Source organism: Ensifer sp. 38_S197, from assembly GCF_056924495.1.
This window is the reverse complement of sequence record NZ_JBXOVZ010000001.1, coordinates 2,407,242-2,431,884: the sequence shown is the minus strand read 5'-3', so window position 1 is coordinate 2,431,884 and position 24,643 is coordinate 2,407,242. Positions and strand designations below refer to the sequence as shown.

The 24,643-nt window shown below is 59.6% G+C and carries 21 protein-coding genes; 19 read left to right on the top strand and 2 right to left on the bottom strand.

Annotated elements, in window-relative coordinates; translation table 11 throughout:
* Positions 1–93: 93 nt before the first annotated feature.
* From AC1Z3V_RS11125 to AC1Z3V_RS11095, 7 genes are all read left to right on the top strand, one after another.
* Positions 94–1,149, top strand: coding sequence for a sugar ABC transporter substrate-binding protein (locus tag AC1Z3V_RS11125; RefSeq protein WP_483498881.1), 1,056 nt, complete (start codon positions 94–96; stop codon positions 1,147–1,149).
* 170 nt (positions 1,150–1,319) lie between these two features.
* Positions 1,320–2,873, top strand: coding sequence for a sugar ABC transporter ATP-binding protein (locus AC1Z3V_RS11120; protein WP_483498879.1), 1,554 nt, complete (start codon positions 1,320–1,322; stop codon positions 2,871–2,873).
* 95 nt (positions 2,874–2,968) lie between these two features.
* Complete coding sequence (locus AC1Z3V_RS11115) at positions 2,969–4,030, top strand: sugar ABC transporter permease (RefSeq protein ID WP_483498877.1); 1,062 nt, start codon at positions 2,969–2,971, stop codon at positions 4,028–4,030.
* Positions 4,031–4,106: 76 nt separating this feature from the next.
* Entirely contained in the window at positions 4,107–5,177 is a 1,071-nt protein-coding gene (locus AC1Z3V_RS11110; RefSeq protein WP_483498875.1) for a substrate-binding domain-containing protein, read from the top strand.
* A 53-nt stretch (positions 5,178–5,230) separates the two neighbouring features.
* Positions 5,231–6,214 carry a carbohydrate kinase family protein gene (locus tag AC1Z3V_RS11105; RefSeq protein WP_483498873.1) on the top strand — a complete coding sequence of 328 codons (984 nt, stop codon included), beginning with the start codon at positions 5,231–5,233 and terminating at the stop codon, positions 6,212–6,214.
* Between the two features lie 41 nt (positions 6,215–6,255).
* Positions 6,256–8,619 (top strand): glycoside hydrolase family 65 protein, encoded by a 2,364-nt coding sequence (locus AC1Z3V_RS11100; protein ID WP_483498871.1) that lies wholly within the window; start codon positions 6,256–6,258, stop codon positions 8,617–8,619.
* Positions 8,620–9,285 carry an HAD family hydrolase gene (locus AC1Z3V_RS11095; RefSeq protein WP_483498869.1) on the top strand — a complete coding sequence of 222 codons (666 nt, stop codon included), beginning with the start codon at positions 8,620–8,622 and terminating at the stop codon, positions 9,283–9,285.
* A gap of 351 nt (positions 9,286–9,636) precedes the next feature.
* Here AC1Z3V_RS11095 and AC1Z3V_RS11090 read toward each other — a convergent pair whose 3' ends face one another.
* On the bottom strand, positions 9,637–10,608 hold the full coding sequence (locus AC1Z3V_RS11090; RefSeq protein WP_483498867.1) for an adenosine deaminase: 972 nt from the start codon (positions 10,606–10,608) through the stop codon (positions 9,637–9,639).
* A 371-nt stretch (positions 10,609–10,979) separates the two neighbouring features.
* Between AC1Z3V_RS11090 and AC1Z3V_RS11085 the strand changes: the two genes are divergently transcribed.
* From AC1Z3V_RS11085 to AC1Z3V_RS11035, 11 genes are all read left to right on the top strand, one after another.
* A complete protein-coding gene (locus AC1Z3V_RS11085; RefSeq protein ID WP_483498866.1) occupies positions 10,980–11,294 on the top strand; it encodes an EthD family reductase in 315 nt (104 codons plus the stop codon).
* A gap of 408 nt (positions 11,295–11,702) precedes the next feature.
* Positions 11,703–12,203 carry a hypothetical protein gene (locus AC1Z3V_RS11080; RefSeq protein ID WP_483498864.1) on the top strand — a complete coding sequence of 167 codons (501 nt, stop codon included), beginning with the start codon at positions 11,703–11,705 and terminating at the stop codon, positions 12,201–12,203.
* An 18-nt stretch (positions 12,204–12,221) separates the two neighbouring features.
* Positions 12,222–13,106, top strand: a complete 885-nt coding sequence (locus AC1Z3V_RS11075; RefSeq protein WP_483498862.1) for an N-acyl homoserine lactonase family protein — start codon at positions 12,222–12,224, stop codon at positions 13,104–13,106.
* Positions 13,107–13,139: 33 nt separating this feature from the next.
* Positions 13,140–14,282 carry a sugar ABC transporter substrate-binding protein gene (locus AC1Z3V_RS11070; protein WP_483498860.1) on the top strand — a complete coding sequence of 381 codons (1,143 nt, stop codon included), beginning with the start codon at positions 13,140–13,142 and terminating at the stop codon, positions 14,280–14,282.
* A gap of 87 nt (positions 14,283–14,369) precedes the next feature.
* Complete coding sequence (locus tag AC1Z3V_RS11065) at positions 14,370–15,929, top strand: sugar ABC transporter ATP-binding protein (protein WP_483498858.1); 1,560 nt, start codon at positions 14,370–14,372, stop codon at positions 15,927–15,929.
* Positions 15,929–18,013, top strand: coding sequence for an ABC transporter permease (locus tag AC1Z3V_RS11060; RefSeq protein WP_483499640.1), 2,085 nt, complete (start codon positions 15,929–15,931; stop codon positions 18,011–18,013). The genes AC1Z3V_RS11065 and AC1Z3V_RS11060 overlap by 1 nt, the downstream gene beginning before the upstream one ends.
* A gap of 44 nt (positions 18,014–18,057) precedes the next feature.
* A complete protein-coding gene (locus AC1Z3V_RS11055; protein WP_483498856.1) occupies positions 18,058–18,804 on the top strand; it encodes an SDR family NAD(P)-dependent oxidoreductase in 747 nt (248 codons plus the stop codon).
* Between the two features lie 191 nt (positions 18,805–18,995).
* A complete protein-coding gene (locus AC1Z3V_RS11050) occupies positions 18,996–19,871 on the top strand; it encodes an MBL fold metallo-hydrolase (protein ID WP_483498854.1) in 876 nt (291 codons plus the stop codon).
* Between the two features lie 393 nt (positions 19,872–20,264).
* Complete coding sequence (locus tag AC1Z3V_RS11045; RefSeq protein WP_483498852.1) at positions 20,265–20,576, top strand: sunset domain-containing protein; 312 nt, start codon at positions 20,265–20,267, stop codon at positions 20,574–20,576.
* Positions 20,577–20,817: 241 nt separating this feature from the next.
* Entirely contained in the window at positions 20,818–21,201 is a 384-nt protein-coding gene (locus AC1Z3V_RS11040) for a hypothetical protein (RefSeq protein ID WP_483498850.1), read from the top strand.
* A gap of 50 nt (positions 21,202–21,251) precedes the next feature.
* Positions 21,252–21,644, top strand: a complete 393-nt coding sequence (locus AC1Z3V_RS11035) for a hypothetical protein (protein ID WP_483498848.1) — start codon at positions 21,252–21,254, stop codon at positions 21,642–21,644.
* Positions 21,645–22,130: 486 nt separating this feature from the next.
* Here the strand turns inward: AC1Z3V_RS11035 and AC1Z3V_RS11030 are convergent, their stop codons facing one another.
* Positions 22,131–23,003 (bottom strand): LysR family transcriptional regulator, encoded by an 873-nt coding sequence (locus tag AC1Z3V_RS11030; protein ID WP_483498846.1) that lies wholly within the window; start codon positions 23,001–23,003, stop codon positions 22,131–22,133.
* Positions 23,004–23,098: 95 nt separating this feature from the next.
* Between AC1Z3V_RS11030 and AC1Z3V_RS11025 the strand changes: the two genes are divergently transcribed.
* Positions 23,099–24,376 (top strand): MFS transporter, encoded by a 1,278-nt coding sequence (locus tag AC1Z3V_RS11025; protein WP_483498844.1) that lies wholly within the window; start codon positions 23,099–23,101, stop codon positions 24,374–24,376.
* Positions 24,377–24,643: the final 267 nt, after the last annotated feature.

The window sequence follows — 24,643 nt, the reverse complement described above, 5'->3', positions numbered from 1 at the left end:
ATCCAACGGGACTAATACTTGATGGGAACTGAAGGGATGACCGTCCGGGGAGGAGCGGCTTTCCTGAATTGAGTCAAAAGGGAGGAACCATCGATGCAATTCAACAGGCGTAATCTCATCAAGACCGCGACCGGTGCCTTGATGGCGGCAAGTTTTCTCATGCCCGCCGCGGTGAAGGCGGCCGATATCAAGATCGGCTTCCTGCTCAAGACCATGCAGGAAGAGCGTTACAAGCTCGACAAGGCCGCCTTCATCAAGAAGGCAGAAGCGCTGGGCGCCGAAGTCTTGTTCGATTCCGGCGACAACGACGAGCAGACCCAGCTTTCCAAGTTTGAGAACATGCTCGCACAGGGCGCCCAAGTGATCGTCATGCAGCCGGTCAACTCCGGCACCGCTGGCTCAATGGTGCAGATGGCCAATGCCGACGGCGTCAAGGTGGTCGGCTACGACTCCATGCTGGTCAACGGCCCGCTCGACGCCATGGTGATGCAGGACTCCTGGGCGGTCGGCAAGCTGCAAGGCGAAGCCATGGTAGAGTGGCTGAAGGCACACAAGGGCGGCGAGGTGAAGGGCAAGGTCGCGCTGATCATGGGCCATCCCGGCGATTCCAATGCCATCGCCATGTCCTCCGGTGCGCTCGAGATCATCAAGGCGAATCCGGGGCTTGAACTCGTCGCTGAACAGTCGCATGAACTGTGGGCGACGGAAAAGGCGATGGCGACCGCCGAGAATGTCCTGACCAAGTACGGCAATGCGGTCGACGCCTTCATCTGCAATAATTCCGGCATGGCACGCGGCGTCGTCGCCGCGCTCGATGCGCAGAAGCTCGCCAGCTCCGACAAGGTATTCGTCGCCGGGTCCGACGCCGACCTGGTCAATATCCAGTATGTCGCGCAAGGCAAACAGACAGTGGAAATCTGGAAGAAGATCAATCCGCTGGCGGAAACCGCCGCACAGGTCGCCTTCAATCTTGCCAGCAATCCCGACAAGCCGGTGACCGAAGTGGTTAAGGCAGACCGCATGATTAACAACGGCGCGGTCGACGTGCCGACCATTGTCACGCCGATTGTGTTGATCAACAAGGACAACGTCGATTCGACTGTGGTCGAGGGCGGCGTCTACACGAAGGAACAGGTGCACGGCGGCTGACCACCTGCCGGTGCGGGACCACCTGCTGGGACCTGCGAAAGACGCCGGACCGCGCGCCGCGTATCGCTGCGGGCGCGCGACGACAGCCTAGCAACCAACATGCAAAGCGAAAGCGGACCGGTGACGGCAGTCGCGGGTGAGGCTTTTGACGGCCGGGAGGAATGGGAACGATGGCGAACGATGTCGTTCTGAAGATGGTTGACATTTGCAAAGAGTTCCCTGGCGTCAAGGCGCTCAGCCACGTGAACTTCGAGGCGCGCGCCGGCGAATTGTTGGCGCTCATGGGCGAAAACGGCGCCGGCAAGTCAACCCTGATGAAGGTTCTGTCGGGCGTGTGGCCCTACCCGACCTACGCGGGTGACATCTTCGTCAACGGGGAGAAGAAGCAATTCGCCAATACCAGAGAGGCGGAGGAAGCAGGCATCGCCATCATCTACCAGGAGCTGAACCTGATCCCGGAGATGACGGTGGCCGAGAACATCTTCCTTGACCGCCAGCACACCGACGGTCTGGGCCGCATCGATTGGGTTAAACTCAACGATGAGACCCGGAAGCTACTCGACGAGCTTGGCATCCGCGACTTCGCGCCGACGGACAAGGTGTCGTCCATTACCGTCGGCAAGCAGCAGATGGTCGAGATCGCCAAGGCGCTTTCGAAGAAGGCGCGCATCCTGGTGCTCGATGAGCCTACCTCCGCATTGACCGACAAGGAGGTGGCGGACCTGTTCCGCATCATCCGCAAGCTCAAGGAAGACGGGGTGTGCATGTGCTACATCTCGCATAAGATGGAGGAGATCCGTCAGGTCGCCGACCGCATCGTGGTCCTGCGCGACGGTCAAACGATCGGGGACGTCACCCCCATCGCCGAAATCACACTCGACCAGATCATCGCGCGGATGGTCGGCCGCGAACTGAAGGACATGTTCCCCAGGCGCGAGGCCAGGCGCGGCAAGAAGATCCTCGAGGTCAGAGACGCCGAGGTCGATCATCCGACGTTGCCCGGCGAGAAGCGGGTCAAGAAGTCGTCCTTCGAGGCCTACGAGGGCGAAATCCTCGGTATCTCCGGTCTGATGGGCGCCGGCCGCACGGAACTGGTCGGCGCTATCTTCGGCGCCTATCCCGGCCAGGCGCGCGCCGAAGTGACACTCGACGGCAAGAAGCTCAACATCAAGTCGCCGCGCGACGCCATCGACGCTGGCATCGCACTGCTCACCGAGGACCGCAAGGCGCTTGGCCTGTTCCTGACCGAGCCGATCACCTTCAACACCACGATCAGTTCGCTTCAGACGATCGCTTCCAAGGTGCTCGGTATTATAAATCATGCCAAGGAACGCGAGCTTGTCGCCGATTATGTCAAGCGGCTCAACGTCAAGACGCCGACCATCGGCACCGTCATCGGCACGTTGTCGGGCGGCAACCAGCAGAAGGTCATCCTTGGTAAGTGGCTCAACGCCAATCCGCGGGTCTTCATCCTCGATGAGCCGACCCGCGGCATCGACATCGGCGCCAAGGTCGAAATCTACAAGTTGTTGAACAGCCTCGTGGAGCGCGGTGTTGCCGTCATTGTTATCTCGTCGGAGCTGCCCGAAGTGTTGGGCCTGAGCGACCGTATCCTCGTGATGTCGGAGGGGCGCATTGTCTCGGAGTTCGCCCGCGAGAACGCCACGAAGGAAAAAATCATGGAATACGCCACTGGAAGCGCAAAAGGGGGGCAAGGATCATGAACACAAGGGCCATGAGCAAGGAGAACGCAACTGTCATCAATAGAGACGCCGTTCTCAATTTCATCAAGAACAACGCGACTCTGATCGCGCTGCTCGTGCTCGTCGTCGGCATGAGCCTTGCCGACGACTCGTTTTTCACCGCCCGCAACCTCTCCAACCTCGCGCGCCAGGTCACCATAATCGGCATCATTGCCGTCGGGATGACCATGGTCATCCTGATCTCAGGCATCGACCTGTCGGTCGGCTCGGTGGCGGGCCTCTCCGCGATCGTCGTGACGACGTTGATGCAGAACGACATCAATGTCTGGGTATCGATCGTTATCACGCTCGTTCTTGTCGGTGGCCTGATCGGTGCCTGGAACGGCTTCTGGATTGCGCACTTCAAGATACCCCCCTTCATAATAACCTTGGGTATGCTCACCATCGCGCGCGGCTTGGCGCTGACCATCTCCGACGGTTCTTCGGTGCCGGTGACCGACGCAACGTTCCCGCAGATCGGTGGTGCCTACATCCCGCCGATGATCTCGACTGTCATCATCGTCGCGGTCTTCGCACTGATGCTCTACACCACTTTTCGCTCAGCCACCCGCGCCCGCAAAGTCGGGGCGCCGGTCGACCGCGTGCAGATCATTGCCAGTCTGATCATGGCGGGTGCGGGTCTTGCGTTCTCGCTCTACGTATTCGGCAGCTATCAAGGCATTCCGGTTCCCGTTGCCGTCTTCGCGGTCATCTCGGGTGCCGGTATCTTTATCCTCGGACAGAGCCGTTTCGGGCGCCGCCTTTACGCGCTGGGCGGGAATGAGGACGCGGCCAGGCTGTCCGGTATCGATATCTACAAGACCAAGCTGATCGTCTACGTCACCGTGTCGATTTTGTCGGCGCTGGCTGGCATCCTGCTCGCCTCCCGCCTCAACGGTGCATCGCCGAACCTCGGCACGATGTTCGAGCTCGACGCCATCGCCTCGGTTGTCATCGGGGGCACGAGCCTGGCGGGAGGCTCCGGGACGATTGGTGGCACGATCATCGGCGCGTTAATCATCGGCGTGCTGAACAACGGCATGAGCCTGCTCGGCGTGTCCGCCTTCTACCAACTTATCATCAAGGGCTTCATCATCACCCTGGCCGTTTGGTTCGATGTCCTGCAGAAGCGCAAGTAGGAGCGAGCCATACCCGCCGCGGGTGCCTCCCGCCCGTGGCGGGCCCCTCGACAAGAAACGATCCGGAGGAAACGTCATGGCAACTCGATCGCAATCCCCAGCAGTTTCGACTGCATGGCGTATCACCGCCATCATGCTCCTCATTGCGGTGACCTTCGGAACTGCTTTCGCTCAGGGAGCTAAGCCGCGGATCGCCTTTCTGCTCAAGACCATGCAGGAGGCTCGCTATGAGACCGACCGCGCGCTGTTCACGAAAGCCGCGATTGAGCTCGGCGCAGACGTCATCTTCGAAAGCGCGAACAACGACGAGGAACTGCAGCTTTCGCAGGTCGAGGCGATCCTCGACGACGGTATCGACGTGATCGTGCTGCAGCCGGTCAACACCGGCACGGCCGGCGCACTGGTCGCAAAGGCCAACCAAAAAGGCGTGCGCGTTGTCGGCTACGATTCCATGCTGACCAACGGACCGCTCGATGCGATGGTAATGCAGGACTCTTGGGAAGTCGGCCGACTGCAGGGCGAGGCGATGCTGGCCGCGTTGACGGCGAAGAATGGTGGTCCGACGGGCGCTGTCGCCCTTATCATGGGCCAGCCCGGGGATTCCAACGCGCAGGCACTGTCGAGCGGCGTGCTCGACGTGATCGCCAGAAACCCCGGCCTGACGCTAGTCGCCCAGCGCTCGCACGAAGCCTGGTCGCCGGACTTGGCGCGGGAGACCGCCGAGGCGTTGCTGGTCAGACATGAAAACAAGATCGATGCCTTCATCTGCAACAATTCCGGTCTGGCCTTCGGCGTGATCGGCGCGCTGGCGGATGAAGAGCTCGATGACGCTGCAAAAGTGTTCGTCGCGGGCGCAGACGCCGATCTGAGGAACATTCGACTGGTGGCGGCCGGAAAGCAGAGTATGGATGTGTGGAAGAAGATCGAGCCGCTGGCGACAAAGGCTGCCGAGGTTGCGGTGGCGCTTGCCATGAACAAGGGCAAGCCGGTTGCCGAGGTCATCAGCGGCTTCAAGCTGCGCAACAATGGCGCGGTCGACGTGCCGACCTTTGTCACACCGGTCGTCGCCATCACCAAGGAGACCATCGAGGCGACGCTGATAGCCGAGGGTGTTTATACCAGGCAGCAGATCTACGCGGCGGAGTAGACCGGATCCGGACACGGCGAGCCTGAATTTATAGGTGGGGGCAAAGTTAAGACATGACGCACAGTTTCAAGGTGGCCGTGCTAGGGCCGATTCCGCGTGACCGCATTACGACCTATCAGGGCGAGAAGCTGGAAAAGTACGGCTGTGTGCTCTACACGGCAGCCGCGTTGTCCACGCTGCTCGGCGCTTACGGCACGGTTCATCCCATTTGCCACGTCCGCCAGCGCGACAAGGCACCGATCGAGGAGATCCTCTCCCAGTTCGCCAATGTCGATACCTCCGGCATCACCTCGAAGCTCGATCAGGGCGACGTCGTTCAGCTCGACTATGTCGACCAGAACAAGCGCATGGAGCGCCAAACCGGCTTCATGGATCCAATCCTGCCGGAAGACGTGGAAGCGTTCCTTGATGCTGACGCCTTTGTCTGCGTGCCGATCACGGATTATGAGGTTAGTCGCGCGACGTTGAAATACATCAAAGAGAACAGCAAAGGCGTGGTCCTGCTGGACGCGCATGGCCCCACCAATACGCTGGCGCGAACCGGCGAGCGGTTTCATCGCTTCTGGGTAGAAAGGGACTCCTGGCTGCCCTACGTCGACATCCTCAAGATGAACCTTGAGGAGGCGGGTTGTTCCTGGTTCGCGTCCGAATACGATGCGGCCGAACTGGGTACCGTCGGCCAGCTCGCCATGGACGAACTGCCGAAATTCGCACAGCATTGCCTAGAACGCGGCGTCAAGTCGGTTTGCGTGACGCTCGACCAGCATGGCTGTGTCGTCTATTTCCACGACGAGACCGGCAAGCTGCGCGAGCATGTGGTGAAGCGGGTGCCGGTCGATCGTGTGGTCGATACCACGGGCTGCGGCGACTCCTTCGCCGCCGGCATGGCATTCGGCTATCTCAGGCACAGAGACTACGTAAAGGCCTGCCAGTACGGCAATGCCATGGGCGCGCAGCGCTGCGTCGGCTCACAATTGGCTATCTACAAATCCCTCGACGAGACCGACCGGCAGATTGCCGACGCCTACGGCGTCTGAGCCGCTGGCAACGCTACCCCTATTTGCACTGGAGAACGATGATGCGCGTCCAGTTAAGCACAGACGAATGGCTGATCAGAGAGAGCGGCTTCGACATCGCCAAAGCCAATGTGTTCGAAACGCTGTTCACGGTTGGCAACGGTTATCTTGGCACGCGCGGCACTCTGGAAGAGGGGTTCAAGGGCGAGTGCTCTGGGACCTATCTCAATGGCGTGTTCGATGCGCATGACTCCCCAGTCATCGATCTGGTCAACGCGCCCGACTGGCTTGCGTTAGCCGTCCGTGTCGACGGCACGAGGCTCGACGTGCAGTCCTGCAAGATCGTCGCACACGACCGCGCGCTCGACATCCGCCAGGGCGCGCTATGGCGCGGTTCGACGTTCGAGGACGAGCAGGGCCGACGCACCCGCATCGAGACGTTGCGATTCGCATCGTTCCACGACCAGCATCTGTGTGCCTTGAGGGTCGAGATCACGCCAGAGAACCACGACGCGCAAATCACGGTGGAGAGTGCGCTAGACGGCCGTCGCTTCAATCTTGAACGGCTGCCTGCCTACCCGGAAAACCCGGTGTTCCATCCGGAGGTGAGATGGGAAAAATGGGCCAAATCGAAACATTTGGATGAGCGCGCCAAGGAGGCCAGTTCCGATGCGATCTACCTTGAGATGAGGACGATCGATACCGGCATCGGCCTCGGTTGCGCCGCAACGACCATCCCCTCCGTCGCGCCTTTGTGCCGTACCGTCGAGCAGGACTATGAGCGTATCGCCGAGCGATTGGAATTCAAGCCGTTGGTCGGACAGACGATCGGGCTCGACAAGCTGGTGAGAATATGCACGTCACGCGATACGACCGCCAGCGGCGACGTCCGCACCCGTTGCCTTGGAGGGTTGACAGCACAACGGATGAGCGGCTTCCATTCGGCCTTTGATGCTAGCCGTTTGGTTTGGGCGAGCAAGTGGGCCGACTGCGACTGCAACATCATCGGCGATGACGAGGCGACCAAGGCCGTCCGCTTCAACATCTATCACCTGTTGATTACAGCGAACGCGAACGACCCTACTGTCAATATCGGCGCCAAGTCGCTGTCGGGCGAGGGTTACCGGGGCCATGTCTTCTGGGACACGGAGATATTCATGCTGCCCTTTTACATCTACACCCAGCCAGCGACCGCGCGCGCACTAATGCTCTATCGCTACAACACACTTTCGGGCGCTCGGGAGAACGCTCGACAAAATGGCTTTCATGGTGCGCAGTACCCATGGGAGTTTGCCGACACCGGGCTAGAGACGACCCCAAAATGGACTCCCGACGGCATGCACCGCATTTGGACGGGGGAAGAAGAAATTCATGTCTCCGCCGACGTTGCCTATGGGGTGCTAACCTATGTCCAGGCGACCGGCGACATCGAATTCATGCTGGATTTCGGCGCCGAAATCCTGTTCGAGACCGGACGCTTCTGGGTCGACCGCTTGGAATACGAGGCCGCGCATGATCATTACGTGCTTACGCGCGTCATCGGCCCGGACGAGTTCCACGAGCATGTCGACAACAATGCCTTCACCAACCGCATGGCGCAGTGGCATCTCGTTCAGGCGGTGCGGGTTCACGCGGAACTCGCCAAGCATCACCCCGCGGCATTGGCAAGGGTCGCCGGGAAGATCGGCCTGCATCCGGATGAGGTCGACCGCTGGCAGGTGATCGCCGAAAAAATCCTGATCCCGTTTGACGAGAGCCGCGGTCTGATCGAACAGTTCGAAGGCTACTTCGCACTGAAGGAAGTACCGGTTACCGAATGGGACCAGAATCACATGCCTTGCTATCCGACGGGTTACAACCATTTCAATGCCGGGGAGACGACGCTGCTTAAGCAGCCCGACGTCATCATGCTGAACTACATACTGCCTGATGAGTTTTCCGATACGGTGAAGAAGGCCAACTATGACTTTTACGAGCAGCGCACACTGCACAAATCCTCGCTCAGCCCGGCAATCCACTCGATCATGGGCATCGAAGTCGGCGATCCCGGCCGCGCATTGCAGTATTTCCGCCGCTCCGCATTCGTGGATCTCGCCAACAATCAGGGAAATACACAGGATGGCATGCATGCAGCTTCCGCCGGCGGCACCTGGCAGTCGCTGGTTTGCGGCTTTGGTGGCTTTCGCGTGATGCATGGCAGGCTGACGTTCAAGCCGTGGCTGCCGCAGGAATGGTCCGAATTGCGTTTCCGGCTGAAGTGGCACGGCAATACGCTGGCTGTCACTGTTCGGCACGGTGAGACTGCCTTCCTGCTCCACGCACCGGAGGGTGTCGAGGAAACGGCAGACGTTTTCGGCGAAACGGTACGATTGCTAGCTGGCACGAACGTGGTCGTCGCCCATCGCTCGGTCGAAGCGGTGATCTGAATGGCTTTGCAGGGTATTATCTTTGACCTCGACGGAGTGCTGGTCGATACTGTGCCGGCGCATTTCGCTGCGTGGCAACGGTTGTTCGACGAGGAGGGCTATCCCTTCAACGAGCAGATCTACCACGACAAGGTCGACGGCAGGCGGCGGCAGGACGGCGTTTCCGCGGTGATGACGGGGGCGAGTCCCAGCCAAATCCACGCGGCGGCGGAGCGAAAGGACGGCTACTTTCGCGACCTCATCGAACAGGGGAATTTCAAGGTATTCGAAGGCTCCCTCTCGTTCCTTGCCGCGTGCAGGGAGGCGGGCTACCAACTGGCCACCGCATCGTCGAGCCGTAATGTCCGATACATACTGGAGAAAGCGGGCATCGCCGACAATTTCTCCGCAGTGGTCGGCGGCGATGACGTGGCGCACGGCAAACCGAATCCGAGTATATTTCTGACCGCGGCAGAGCGTATCGGTCTCGATCCTTCCTGGTGCGTCATCGTCGAGGATGCCATCTCCGGCGTGCAGGCTGCCAAGGCGGGAGGCTTCTTCTGCCTCGGCATCGACCGGACGAACAATCCCCTACGGCTGGCGGGAGCTGACCTGATCGTAAGGGACCTCGGCTGCATCACGCCGACGACATTGGCGGATGCCTTTTCCAAAGCCCCCAAGCGGTAACCTGCCGCCTTCCTCCATATGGAGTTGGAGCCCGGCCTAGATGATGATACTCATTGGGGGCATTACCGAGCCTCCACAGCCGTTAACCAGAGCTGACACTCGCACGCCATGGTCGTCCGGGTGTCAGCCGTCGAGGAGCACGGCCGCTGACCGCGATACCGCGCACCTGGGCTTCGGCTCACGGAGCACCTTCCTAGTCGCTTTTGTGAGAACCGCCATGGGAGGTCGGCATCAATCATGTCGCCTTCAGCCCAAGAATGCATGCTGCCGACGCATGCGGTTGTCCAACAGCTGGGGTACCGCCGCCTTGCGCTTCCCGCCCAATCGGAGCCTTTGGTGACCTGAAGTGGACTATGCGATGACTGAGAGAAGCTTTCTCCGCGTCACGTCGTCGACGAATGCTGCTTCGATGGCGGTGCGCGTTAGCTCATTGATCTCAGCGTCACTGAATCCGAAGAATTCCGAGGCCCACCTATACTCTTGGTCGAGCGAGGTCTGGAAGAATGGTGGATCATCGGAATTGATGGTCACACGCACACCTGACTCCCTCAGGTTACGGAGCGGATGGGAGGCGAGATCGGGAAACACTTTCAGCGCGATGTTAGATCCCGGGCAGACCTCCAGAACCGTGCCCTGATCCACAAGCCGACGAATAACGTTCGGATCCTCGATTGCGCGCACACCATGGCCAATACGGGACGGTTGAACATGGTCGAGCGCATCCGCGACACTCGCAGCGCCACAGACTTCTCCGGCGTGGATCGTGAGCCCAAGGCCGGCTTCTCGAGCTATGTCGAACGCCCGTGCGTAGTCCTTCACATGTCCCATCCTTTCATCTCCGGCGAGATTGAAACCGGTAATGAGGGGATTGCCAGCCTTTGCGGCATATTCCGCAGCCTTGACAACACTTTCAGGTCCAAAATGACGTTCCCCGGTAACGATCAGACGTGCCTCGATTCCCGTGGCCAGTTTGGCTTCGCGGATTCCTTCGCAAACGCCATTGATGTAAGCATCTGCCCCGAGGCCGATGCGGTCTCCGTGGTCGGGCGAAACGATAATTTCGCTGTAGATCGTTCCAACATCCGCGAGATGTCTCAGATACGTCGCCGTCAGGAGCTGATAATCTTCCTCGGACCTATAAACATTGGAAACCTTGTCAAAGGCTTCGATGAAGCTGCTGAAATCCGTCCAGAGATAGTGCCCGTTCTGAACATACGGCCTGATGTCCATGCCATACTTCTGCGCCTGCCGGAGAGTGAGTTCTACGGGAGCAGCACCCTCAAGATGGCAGTGGAGCTCTACTTTTTTGAATCGGCTCGTCACGGTTACACGCTCCATCCTTCAAACAGTTCGCGGCGTCGTCAGATAATCCCAGATGAGTTTCCCGCCTCTATTTGAAGCGACTCTCTATTGCAAGGGCGTGCACAGAGAGGGGCAACGCCTCTGCCACGACTTGCGCCTGACAATCATGCGGCCGGCGCCTGCGAAGTTGGCGGTGCGCGCCCCGCGGACTTGTCCCGAAAACAAGGCTGGAGCGAACTTTGGAGCAGCGAGGCGGGCTACCCGAGCTTGGCTCCCAAAGCCTCCATGTGAATTCCTGATAACACATATCACCCGCCCTTATTTGTAGCTCGGCTCACCGACAGCTAGTCCGATTTGGACACCGCACCGGGTTTGCATTGAAGGAGACCGACATGATCAAGACTTCGCTAATGTATCCGTATGAAGAGAATGCGCGGTTCGATTTCGGCTACTATCTCGAACGGCATCTGCCGCTCGTGAAGGCGCGGCTCGGAACTGCGCTGAAACGGATCGCGATCGACGGGGGTCTCGTCGGCGGCGCGCCCGGGACGCCTCCGCCGTATATCGTGAGCGCCCATATGTACTTCGACTCGCTTGAGTCGTTCGAGGAAGCATTCAATCCCCATGCAAACGAGATTTTCGGCGACCTTCCGAACTTCACCGACCTGCAGCCGCTGGCGATGATCAGCAAAGTTATTAGCGAATGATACAGCGGCGGAAACGCTATTTTCCGCCAAATCTAGATGTCGACCGAACTAACAGCCGACCAGAAAATCCCCCGCAAAGAGGTGATGTTCGGCGAAAGCGTCGTACCGAGATCAGTCGCTGCTGTATCTGCCGCAGGCACATTGGTTGAATAAGTCCGACGGCAGCGTTCGGCCTTGGAGATCCACGGCCGGACAGCTCGGCGAGAAGATGTCGCCATGAGCGGTATCGACGAGAGCTTCGCCACTTAGTGCTCCGATACAAGGGCCGCCCGCGGCTTCATGGCGCATCGTGCCCGACGCGTTGCTGGCGCACAGGGATTGTTCCGAAAATCAGAATGATTGAAGCTATTAATGAAATTGTCTGGACTGTCGATAGCCGCTAGCTTTTGGCCGTCTCTGGGGGGAGCCATGCGGAAGCATCGAAGTCTATCTTATAGCCAGACGCCGGGAGGCGAGTATCAATGCGAGGTCTTGCCTGGCCGCCTGCAGCTGTCGGAAGACTACCATCATCTCCGGCGAATCCTGGCCCAGCTCGGCGGCATGCTTCTCCTCTATCGGAGTGCCACGGCCAACACCTCCATTGGGATAGAGGTGACAACTCGTGAGTTCATTGAAACCCTCGACGAGGTAGCCGAGCACATGATCTCGGCGATCCTGCCGGACCAGCTTTCACCTGTCAGGGCCAACTGCCTGCAGGCGGCCGGGCTCCTCAAGCGTGCATGCGACTGGATTTGCAACGGCCTCGCGGCACGGGGTCGTGCACAGGAAACGGCGTTCGACGCGCTTGCGCTGCTCCAGCGCGCCCACAGGCTTCTTGCCGCGGCCGCCGATGATCAAGCGGGCATGCCGATGGTCTCTTACTGCACGTGCTGCGCCGGCGTGGGACTACACGCCCGACCGAGTTTTTGAAAGACCCCAGGGGGAGAGATGAGCGATTATTCGATTTGGGTTCTGGAATATGGCCAGACAAGAGAGGCGCCCAAGAGCGCGATCGTCTATGGCGCGCACAATCAAGGCTCAATCAGATTGCCCTACTGCTATGTCGTGATCAAGGGCCACGGCCACGTGGCCATGATCGATGTCGGCTACAACTACTATGAGCATTCGCGAGCCTTTGTCGACCGGTTCGGTCCAACCGACTGGCACACTCCACGCGAGGTCCTGGGCCTGATCGGACTTACCCCGGAAGATGTCGACACCGTCTTTCTGACACACGCCCATTTCGACCACATGGGCAACCTTGAAGACTTTCCGAACGCACATCTGTACGTCCAGGAGGAAGAGATTGCAAAGCAGGTATGGGCTATGTCGCTGCCACCGCGCTTGCAGTTTCCATCGACCGGGACCGACCCCGCGGACATCCTGAGGTGCGTCGATCTGGCTCGTCGCGGCAAGATCACCATGCTGACAGGCGACTACGAGGATGTGTTTCCAGGAATCGACCTAAGACTGACAGCGGACACGCACTCCCCAGGTCACATGTACGTCGTCGTACGTAACGACGGCGCTCGGGAGTCCGAGGATTGCTGGGTGTTCGCGGGCGATCTCGCCTACAGCAAGTTCAATCTGCGCGGACCGGGAGCGCTCGTGGGAACCGAGTGGATGTACACGCCGGTCGGTCTTGCAACCGGCAGCAACACCAAATGCGTACTCGCGATCGAAGAGATGATGAAGCGCGTGGACTACGACGCCAAGCGGGTCATCGCCGTTCACGAGGCTGAGCTGGCGCAGGAGTTTCCATCAAGGATCGTCGGCGAAGGGCTCAGGGTGATCGAGATCTGCCTGCAGGACGGAGACAAATCTCGGGTGTGAATCTGTTGCTTCCAGAAAAGGGGGAGGAGAAGCATGAAGAAATGGCTTGGAATGACGGCAGCACTGCTGTGTGCGTCTGTGGCCTTACCGTATCAAGCGTCTGCAAAGACGCCTGATGGCAAATGGAAGATCTATCTCAGCATGAGCTATGTCGGGAACGACTGGCAGACGGAATCCGGAAACATCGTTCAGGCTCTGGCGAAGAGCAAGGACTACAAGGACAAGGTGAGCTTCGAAGTTCAGGTTGCAGGAACCGACGCCCAGAAACAGATCCAGCAGATCAATGCAATGGTCCAGTCCGGCGCCGATGCGATCGTCATGTTCCCCATCTCGCCGACTGCGTTGAACGAAACGATCAAGAACGCCTGCGAGAAGGGGGTGAAGGTCTTCACCTACATCGGCGAGGTGACGGAACCCTGCGCATACAATCTCGTCATCAATGAAAATGACGCGGGCGCCGTTCCGGCCGAATGGGTGGCGAAGCAGATCAACTACAAGGGCAACGTCGTCATGGTGACCGGCGTACCCGGTACCTCGGTCGACAGCAAACGCAACGAGGGTGCGGAGAAGGTCTTCGCCAAATATCCCGACATAAAGGTAATCGCGAAGGTCGTGGGCATGTGGAGCCAGGCGACGGCCCGATCCGAGCTCTCGAAGCTGACCGCCACCGTCCCGTGGGAGGAGATCAACGCGCTTTGGATGCAAACCGGCTGTTACGCCGCTGGATCGCTGCAAGACGAGGCGGGTATCGAGGACGAGGCCAAGATCCCGTGCGCCGGCGAAGCTTCGAACGGCGACCGCATCCAGATGTTGAAGTCCGATGATGAGGTTACCGGAGCGACGGACACGTATCGGCCCATGGGGTACCCCGGGTTCACCTATGCCGCGCCGTTGTTCTACGGAGCGCTGCAGTTGAAACGTGCCGTCGAATTCCTCGAGGGCGGAGCGGAGCCGCCTCACATGGACGTGCAGCCGCTGCCGTACTTCATGAGCGACGCCGACCATGACCAGATCAAGCTCTGCAAAGAGGGATCGTGGAAGGAAATGTCGGAAACCGGCTGCAACGTGTTTCAGCCGTCGTTGATCGACAATCCCGCGTGGTTTTCTGCGCTCTTTTCTCCCGAGCTGCCGCAGATCGGCGTCAACGCGGCGCTGAACGCCACGCCTGAGTACTGAACAGTTTTCCTCCCCAGGGAGCCGGGCACGGGTTCACGCCCGTGTTCGGCAGCTGGGCCGGGGTAGAACCCCGTGCATGAGATTGCAATGATGCTTGCCAACCATGACATCGCCCTCAAAGTAGAGGGGCTCCAGAAGAGATACGGCGCCACAGTGGCGTTGGACTCTGTCTCATTCGAGGTGGCCAAGGGCAGGGTCCACGCCCTCCTTGGCGAAAACGGGGCTGGGAAGTCGACTCTTGTCAAGCTGCTCAGCGGTCTGGTCCAGCCGAACAACGGGACCATCACCGTATTCGGCAACACGATCGCTCTCAAAGCGCCAAAGATGGCGCATCTCAATGGAATCCGCACCGCGTTTCAGGAACTGACGCTTTGCCCGGACCTTACGGTTGTTCAGAATTTTCTTCTGCCTGACCAGCCGCGTTACTCATGGGGAACGTTAAGGGCGCGCAGCAACGAAGAATCTGTTCGAAAGGGTCTGGCCGATCTCGGGATCGCCAATGTCGACCCACTCGCCACGGTCGGCTCTCTCGATCTCGCCACGCGACAGAAGATCGAAATTGCGCGAGCAGCGTACCGCAAGCCCAGCATTCTTTTATTGGACGAGCCGACCGCGAGCCTCTCCGGCCCCGACATCGACTGGCTTTACGAAGTCGTCATGAAACTGAAGGCCGAGGGCACCACGACTCTGTTCATTTCGCACCGCCTGGCGGAGGTCCGCCGGTTCTGCGACACGATGACGGTGCTGAGGAACGGCAAGGCTGTGCTCGGCGGCAACGTTGGGGATGCGACCGACAAGACGATTATTGAATCGATAATCGGAAGGTCGTTTGCGCAGGCATTCCCGGTGAGAGTTCCTCGCAAGCGGGGCGATGCAGACGGGATCCCCGCACTGGAAGCCCGTCATTTATCTACGGCAGGCGGCGTCGCCGAAGTGTCCTTCAAGCTTCTGAAGGGCGAAATCGTCGGTATCGCCGCACTCCAGGGGATGGGGCAGCAGGAGCTCCTCGAAGGGCTTTTCGGCGCCTCTCGTATCACATCGGGGACACTTCTGGCCCACGGGCGGCAACTTAGATTGTTTTCGCCGAGAGACGCGTTGGCGGCACATGCCGGGATCAGCCTCGTCCCGGAAGAGCGCAAGACTGACGGCCTCTTCCTCCAGATGGACGGCAGGACCAACACCACGCTTCCCGTGCTGTCGCGGTTTTCAAGACTGGGCGTGATCGACCGTCAGGGAGAGCTTCAGGCAGTAAGGAAGCTTTTCAAACGTGTTCAGGTGACCGACCGCGCGATCCATTCGCCGATGGCCGCGTTCAGCGGCGGAAACCAGCAGAAGGTCGCCATTGCAAAATGGCTCGTCACGGAGAACCCGATCCTCCTGATGCTGGATCCGACGAGAGGTGTGGACGTCGGGACCAAGCACGAGATCTACATGCTGATGCAGGAATATGCGACTGCTGGAGGAGCGATCCTCTTCTATTCGACCGAGATCGAAGAGTTAGTGCACCTCTCCCATAGAGTACTTGTCATGTACAAAGGCAGAATTGCCGCTGAACTCGACGGCGATCGCGGCGACATTACCGAAGAAGCAATTATGGAAATCGCGCTGGGGGGTGCCTCCGCCCCGTTACCGGCGAGGGCACATTGATGACTGTTCACTCTCATTCTGAATTGGCGCGGCAGCCAGCTGGTTCATCTGACTTTCGCAAAGACAAGTCACGACGCCTGCGGCTGCCCGTCAGATCCGAGGTCGCAGCCCCTGTCATACTGCTGGTGGCGCTCCTGGGATTGCAGATCATCTTCAGTCCCACCGGATTCAGCTACTTCGATCTAAACTACATTTCTGCGGGCGGGTGCGCCCTCGCGCTCGCAGCCATGGGGCTGGCGATTATCGTGATCGGTGGCGGGCTCGACCTCAGTGTCGGAGCGACGATATCGCTGGTGAACATTGTGCTGGCGACGCAAATGCAGGACACGTTTTCATCACAAGTAGGCATCGGTTTGCTGGGACTCGTCCTGGGAGCTGCCGTCGGCGCCTTCAACGGTCTTTTCGTCGCATTCTTCCGCATTCCGTCGATCATAGTCACCTTGTCCTCGATGTTCATCGTCCAAGGCGTGACGCTGCTCGTCTCCGAAATACCCGCCGGCAGCGTGCCTGACGGGTTCAAGCAGGCATTGGCCGGCAGCGCTATCCCCGGCATTCTTCCCATGCCCATTGTGGTCATGACCGTTGCGGTTGCTGTGTGGCTATACCTGAAGCACACGAGGTGGGGTACCGCGCTCTATGCGATTGGCAGCGACGAAGAAGGAGCGCGATACTCCGGCGTAGCAGTGGAGTGGACACGCTTCTTCGCCTTCGTCGTCGGCGGAACCTTCTATGGCGCCGCAGGTGCGTTCATCACCGCTCAGACCGGGTCTGGCGACCCGCTCGTCGGGAATCCCATGTTGCTGACAGTGTTTGCTGCAGTGCTCGTGGGCGGTACGTCTCTCTCTGGTGGACGAGGCGACGGCATCGGTGCCCTGGCGGGCGCCTACGTGCTCCGTATCGTTGCCAACCTGCTGCTGGTGATGGGCGTGTCTTCCTACTACGGCACCCTCGTTGAGTCTCTGGTTCTGCTCCTTGCGGCATTCACCCAGCTTCGTGGGATGCACGGGCTGTCGGACAGCATGCGCGCTCTCTCCGGCGCAATAGACCGACTTGCCAAGGGTCGGAGCGAGTCGGCCGCGCGCAAAGTCGTGCTCGCACGTAGCGGCGAGACTGCGGACGACAGCCAGGTGGATCAGGGCTTCTTCCGGAGGCACGCCGGCTTTTTCCGGATGTCGATGCCGGCTCTTGTCGGTCTGGCGATCGTGTTCATCGTGACCCTGGCCTATTTCGGTCCAAGCAGAGTGGGCACGCACTACCTTCTCTCGGTTCTCGTGCTCTCGAGCTTTCTGGTGGTGCTCGCATTCGGACAGGGCGTGGTCATCATCTCCGGCGGCCTCGATCTTTCCATGCCATGGGCGATCACATTCTGCGCCATCGTGCTGACTTCGGTTACCGCCGGCAGCAATGCCGTTGCCGTGGCGGCGATTCCACTCGTACTGCTCATGGGCCTCACGATAGGCGCCTTTAACGGCTTCTTGATCGCGCTGTTCGGTCTCCCGGCGATAGTGGTTACTTTGTGCATGAACGGCATTCTGCAGACGGCCGCTCTCGTCTATTCCAACGGCACGCCTTCGGGATTTGCCCCACCGATCGTCCGTTGGTTTATGAGCAAGAACTTGCTTGGCGTAAAGCCAGTGGTCTGGTTCCTCGCGCTGTTTGTGCTCGTGGCCGTCTTTGTCCTGACGCGCACCACATTCGGCCGCAGGCTTTTCGCAGTCGGAAGCAACCGTCGCGCCGCCTACCTTTCCGGCATTAATGTCGATGCCACCCTGGTCGCTGCCTACATGATCAGCGGGTTCTGTTCGGCGCTCTGCGGCATCTTCCTGGCTGGTTTCGACGGTCAGGCTACGCTCGGAATGGGTGACGGTTATCTGCTTCCGTCGATCGCAGCGGTCGTGGTCGGAGGGGCGGCAGTCACCGGCGGACGTGGGCATTTCCTCAGCATAGTGCTCAGCGTGCTGTTCCTGATTTCACTGCAAATCCTGCTGGCGGGCTCGAACCTGCCCAACGCAACCAGAAGCATTGCATTCGGAACTGTGATCATCGCTGCGGTCTTGGCCCTGAGGGGCCGCCGATCAGCGTGAATTCGGTGTTTCCATTTTCGCACCATCAGCTTTGGGAGGTTACCATGCTTGCTGATAAAACAATCGTCATCACGGGCGCGGCGTCGCCAAGAGGTATCGGTCGAGCAACGGCAAAGATGCTGGCCTCGCTCGGCGCGACCATCGCCATTATCGACCTCGACGAAGAGCGATCGTCGGCCGCGGCGCTAGAACTGGGCGATCGCCATCGGGGTTACGGTTGCAACGTCACCGATCCTGAAGCATGTGCGGCGACGATGAAACGGATCGACGCGGATCTCGGGGCACCGTACGGCCTCCTCACCTTCGCGGGAATCAGTCGATCCACGCGCTTTCTGGACGTCAGTTCGGACGAATACGACCAGGTCATGGCCTGCAATGTCAAAGGCACGATGAATGTCTGCCAGGCAGCCGTTCCGTTGATGATCTCCCGTGGTGAAGGCGCCATCGTTCTCGTCGGGTCGATCGCCGCCCAAAGAGGAGGCGGTATTTTCGGCGGCACCCACTACAGCGCCTCGAAGGGCGCCGTGCAGGCCCTGGCCAAGGCTATGGCGCGCGAACTTGGACCGAAGAACATTCGGGTGAATGCCATCGCGCCAGGCCTGATCGAGACGGACATATTCGAGGGCAAGCTTACGGACGACAGGAAGTCGGAGATTGCCGCAACGATCCCGCTGCTGCGGGTGGGGCAGCCGGTCGACGTCGCCGGCGTTTGTGCCTTCCTTGTCTCCGACTGGGGAAGTTACGTGACCGGCGTGACCCTGGATGTCAACGGCGGACTGCATATCCACTAACGCGTCGTCGGGGACCGACGAGACGCCGTGGGGGCGATGACTGCACTTCTGCCACTCACCGGGCTCTGGGAGAGCGCGTCTCGTTCGGTACCCGCACTTCCAGAACATTCTGCCGCAATTCTTGAAGAATTCATCCAGCCGCCGTCAGACGTCGCGGCTGATAAAACCAAGCGATAAAAGAGGATAGAGACATGGCTCAAAGACCGCGCCAGCAGGCGCCGGGTGTCAATCGAAGGAAGATTGGAGACCTCGTCGTCACCGCGCTTTCGGACGGCTATCTTGATCTGTCGTTCGATCTGCTTTCAAACGTCAGTGCAACCGAGATAGAGACGCTGATGACTTCCGCAGGCCGGCCGGTTACCCCGCGCATGGATGACATCGCCTACCTCGTCCAGTCCGCCGAACAGACCATTCTCATCGACGGCGGCGCTGGCGGGATCGCCGGGTGGGGCGGCCAGCTGCAGCAGGCGCTTGCCGCTGTCGGCGTCGAACCTGCCGACGTTGATCTGATCCTGTTGACGCACGCGCACCCCGATCACATCGGGGGACTGGCACGAGGACCTGGCGTGCCGGTGTTTTCCAATGCAGAACTTGCGTTGAACGAAGCCGAATTCTCCTTCTGGAATGATGATTCGATCATGGCCTCGGTACCGGATTACGTCCAAACGTTCTTCCGCGCTGCGCGAAATGTGTTTGAAGCATACAAGGGCAAGACCCGCCTCTTCCGGAGGGGCACTGTCGCGGCCGGGATTCAAGCAATCGATCTGCAAGGCCATACACCCGGGCACACCGGCTACTTGATCGAGTCCGGCGCCGATCGCATGCTGGTTTGGGGCGACATCGTTCATTATCCTGGTATTCAGGTCGCGAAACCGGAAGTAACGATTGCTTTCGATGTTGATCCCCAGGCGGCGAGTGCAACGCGCGTGAAGACCTTGCAAATGGTCGCATCCGAATCGTTGCTCGTCGGCGGCATGCATCTGAACTTCCCGGGCTTTGCCCGGGTCGAAGCAACCAGCCAGGGTTTCCGGCTCGTTCCGGAACCTTGGTCGCCAGCCCTTATCTAGCACGTAACGCGATGGAGTGGGCCTCCGTCGCAATCGCATCTGGAATCTGGAAATCTCGAGGATCTTTGGCGAGAACGTCTCTGAGCCGCGGGAAGCCTGCAAGGCACGCATGCGCCGGCCGTCCCGTTGTGGACGGCCGAGCCGTTCAGCAGGCGAGGCAAGCGGCGGCGCGGTTCGGAAAGTGACCGCCGTCTTCGGACGCGTTCTGGCGGTCGTTGTTCGTCGGGCAAGTTAGCGACGAGGATGCCGAAAAGGGGAGCCGGAGTAAGACAATTTTTTGGACTCCGGTGCTCCGGATGACACCCTTTATAGGTTACTGCCCTAGCCTAATAGCGCAACTTCCGCTCCTCCTGACTCCCCACTACAATCATCGGGGAGATCGCTGGAGGGGATATGCGTTATCGCAACGACCGTTATGTACGGCAGAAGCGTTCCATTTTATCTTTTCCAGGGTTGTTGATCGGAGCGGTTGCCGTTGGCGCTGCTGGCGGCTTGACGACAAGCGACTTCGTAGGGTCTTTCACCGGTGCTTCGTTAACCTGCGATATCAAAGGGAACATTAGCATCGACACCGGTGAGCGGATCTTTCACGTTCCTGGGCAAAAGTATTATTCGCAGACCCGTATTCGTCCGGAGCATGGGGAGCGGTGGTTTTGCTCGGAATTCGAGGCATGGGCTGCAGGCTGGCGGAAATCTAAGGTGTAAGAATATGGACTTGGGCTGGAGCAACGGCATGCAGCATGTTGTTTTCCATCGCATGGTTTTTGCGGCGACGGACGGGGCGCACTGCCCTTCCCGTGTCTAAGTCGTCGGCCCCCAAAGCTTGAAGTATTGATCGGTACTTCCATGGACGTGAATCACACCCCGCCAATTCGTCGTCATTGGCTCGCCGCTTGCGGCCGGCTGAAGTATCGCTCTACCTCGTATGCGACCGATGGTGGAGGCGATGGCACGATTTAAAGATTTGTTTTCGGAGAACGCGAAGTGTCTGGGAGACATCACACACGAATGGCTGGATCGCCAGGCCTCCGTTCGACCTCTATCCACCGACTTCGAAGGCATTCGTTCGCTGACCCGCCACTTACAGCGTGTGCTCGACGTCGATCCCTTCGACGAGCAAACGGTTCTCTCATTCTCGGACGAGGACTGCAGGAAGCAAATCCTTCAATATCTCGTACAAGCAAGCCTGGGTCTTCAGGAGCTCCAAATTCGTCGCATCCTGAGCCACCCTCCCGGCTATGCCTCTGAAGAACTAACCGACGGCAAGCTGCTTTCCGAACAGATCCGGCGGCTCGGCTCCTTGGCGGAACGTTTCTCTGGCAGATCCTAACGATTTCTCAAGCGTTCTGATGCGATCCAGCTCTCGACTGGGGGCCGGCAATGGTTTTTGAGCAGCTTCGGGACTGGGTCAGGAATTACGACGGAGCGCGCGATCGGCGGGCCGTAGACTTATACGTTGTCTTATGGGATTCCCGTTTCAAACTTCGCGACGCCAATCGGGAAGCCGTTTCCGTTTGCGCGGATCGGATGTGGCTCGCCGCATGCATAGCTTTCAAATGGTCGCTGAAGCAGCGGGGTGCTATTGTCGACGGCGCGTTGGAGGTTGGTCCGGATCGCGTCGAGTACGTCAACACGCCATTTGGCAACACAAGAAATCGTGCTATCGAGCTCGAGGACATGGATCGGGAGGTCCACGCATACCTGCGCCATGAATTTCCCGACCTGGTCGCCGAGTGGGACGAGTTGCTCGAGTTTATGGAATCCAATCCGTGACCCTTTGAAGCTCCATTGCTTGAAGCATCAGACGTCCGAACACTGCCAGGAACCGCGAGTTCGCACTCGCCCAGGCCGTGCTGCCTCTTCGCGATGTCGACCACCCGATAACGAGGTCACGGAAAAACAGCTGGCCGTCATCTATGGATCCGGCACCCGAACCGGCTGGCGCGGTCTCATCCGGGCGCAGGGAACAGTCAATCGGCGCAGTCTAGCATGTGGCCGACGCCTCCGGTCATGGGAAGTTCAAAGGCCCGCGGGGACGAAGCCGGCGGCGGCGGTACACGCTGTGTTCCAACTGACACGGCATCCGTGACACGGGTTACCCTGCACGAGTCAGACCTTTGGCAACGGAGCGCCTGCTCGGTAGGAACCATCCAACGGAAGCAAAGCGTGGCAACAAGCGACGTCGAGGAGAGTCGCGATCTGCTCGCATCCACCCCGTCACCGCTCGACTTGGAAATTTATGAGGTAGATCGGACGAGTTCAGATTAGGCTCATGAGGTTGGCGGCAACGCGTGATCGCTGTGCTTTGAGCATGGCGAGTCCCAGCCGCGCGACTAGCGGCGCTCCCTCGATCGGCCGATAGGCGACGCCGTCCAGCGCGAGATGTGCGATCGAAGCAGGCACGATCGACACACCGAGATCGGCAGCGACCAGATTAATGACCGATGGAATTTGCGGCGCCTCCTGCATCACGACAAGCTCGAAGCCGGCGTCCCTGCAGCCCCGCACGATGTCGTCATAGAGGCTGAGGCCCACCGTGCGCGGAAAAAGGATGAAAGGCTCCCCGGCGAGTGCAGAGAGCGGTACCTTGGTGTGCTTGGCAAGCGGGTGGTGCGCCGGGAGTGCGATTACCATAGGTTCGTCCGCCAAGCGCTTCAGCCGGACCTCCTTGGGATCTTCCACGCCTGGACGGATGAAGGCGACGTCGATCTCTTCGCGGACTAGCTTTTCCAACAGCCAGTTGCTGTTCATTTCTGTGAGCGACAGACGGACCTCGGGCCACTGGCCACGAAAGCGACGGATTGTGCCGCTCACCACGGTATTGAACGCAGAGGAAGCGGTGAAGCCGAGTGCTAGTCGTCCGGTTTCACCACGGGTTGCACGCTGCGCCGCAAGCTTCGCTTTTTCCGCCGAAGCCAACGCAGCGCGGGCTTCGGGCAGGAACGCAGCGCCTGCCTCCGACAACTCGGCACCGTGCGGCACGCGGTGAAAAAGCATCGCTCCGATCTCTTGTTCAAGGTCACGGATCTGCTGGCTGAGCGGCGGCTGTCCGATGCCCAGCTTTGCCGCTGCGCGCGTGAAGTTTTCCTCCTCCGCCACGGCGAGGAAATAGCGAATGTGCCGAAGTTCCATGTGACATCTCCAAAACATATCAAGAACGCCAACGCCATATATTGGACAAATGAAGGAGGCTTGGCTAGATCAGAGGGCGTGAAAGGTTGGTACCCATGTCACGCCTCGCGAAAAAGCAGTCGGACGTTTCGGAAATCCGCTCCCCTGTCCGTCTTCAAAACCTTTGCACAGCGACCGAGCTCCCGGAGAAGCAGTTCCTGGTGCGCGGTACCGCGCCCTACAGGCGTGCCAGCCTTGCGCTGTTCCTGTCTGGTTTCGCGAGTTTCTCGCTGCTCTACTGCGTGCAGCCGCTAATGCCAGTCTTCACCGAGGAGTTTGGGGTCAGCGCCGCGGCCAGCTCGCTGTCGCTGTCGCTATCGACCGGCTTCCTGGCGCTTTCGATCTTCTGTGCTGCAGCCGTCTCAGAGAGCTTCGGACGCCGGGAGTTAATGTTCGCCTCGCTGGTGGGTGCGGCGATCTGCACGATCGCCTGTGCGCTGGTTCCCGACTGGGACGCGCTGCTCGTTATCCGCGCGCTCGCGGGCCTGCTTCTAGGTGGCGTGCCCGCAGTTGGTATGGCCTACCTGTCAGAAGAGATTGAACCGCGTGGTGTCGGCGTCTCCATGGGCCTCTATATCGCCGGCAACGCCTTTGGCGGCATGGCCGGGCGTGTTGTCACCGGCACGCTTGCCGAGTTTTTCTCCTGGCGGCCGGCACTCGCTTCGATAGGGCTTTTGGGCCTCGCTGCCGCCATCGGCTTTTTCCTCCTGCTGCCCCCATCGCGCTACTTCGTGCCGCGCAGGGGCGATGCCCGCTTCCATCTGAAGGCTTGGGGTGTGCACATCAGCAATCCCACCTTGATGCTGCTTTATGCAACAGGCTTTCTGGTCATGGGCAGTTTTGTCACCGTCTACAACTACATCGGCTTTCGCCTCGTTCTGGCGCCCTATAGTCTCAATCAGACTGAGCTTGGCCTGATCTTCACAGTCTATCTCTTCGGTGTCGCCGCTTCCTGGATCGCCGGCGTTCTAGGAGATCGGGTCGGGCACTTCGTTGTTCTTCCGGCCGGCATCGCAGTTGCGGCGACCGGTGCGGCAATGACTGTGTCCGCCTCGCTTCCACTGATCGTCCTCGGCATCGTGCTTTTGACAACGGGGTTCTTCATTGCGCACTCCGTCGCAAGCGCACTGGTCGGTCGCCTCGCGAGCGGCAACAAGGCCCATGCCTCGTCGCTTTATCTCCTCGCCTACTACATCGGCTCCAGCGTGGTCGGGTCGGCAGGCGGTTATTTTTGGGGAGCGGATGGCTGGAATGCCGTAGTTCTCTTTATCCTGATGGCGCTGGGCCTGGGCATGCTCGCAGCGCTCGTCGCCGCACGGCGGGCAACACGGTAAGGGTGGGTAATGATCCGCACCTTAAAATGCCAAGAGAGCGTCCGTGGACCTGTATCGTCATGGCTTGCAGATTGGCGGATCAGGCATGCTTCGGGGAATATTTTCGCCTCTCAACCGGAGCTTCGTATGGGGGTTGCCTGGTAAGAAGAATGCGCTGCGGGGACTGGATAAATGCCTTTCGGGAATATCTACCGCGGACAATCTTCACGAGCGACAGGAGGAGGAGATCTGGATCCAGGCTGCTTCACGTCGTGGAGACATGTGTTC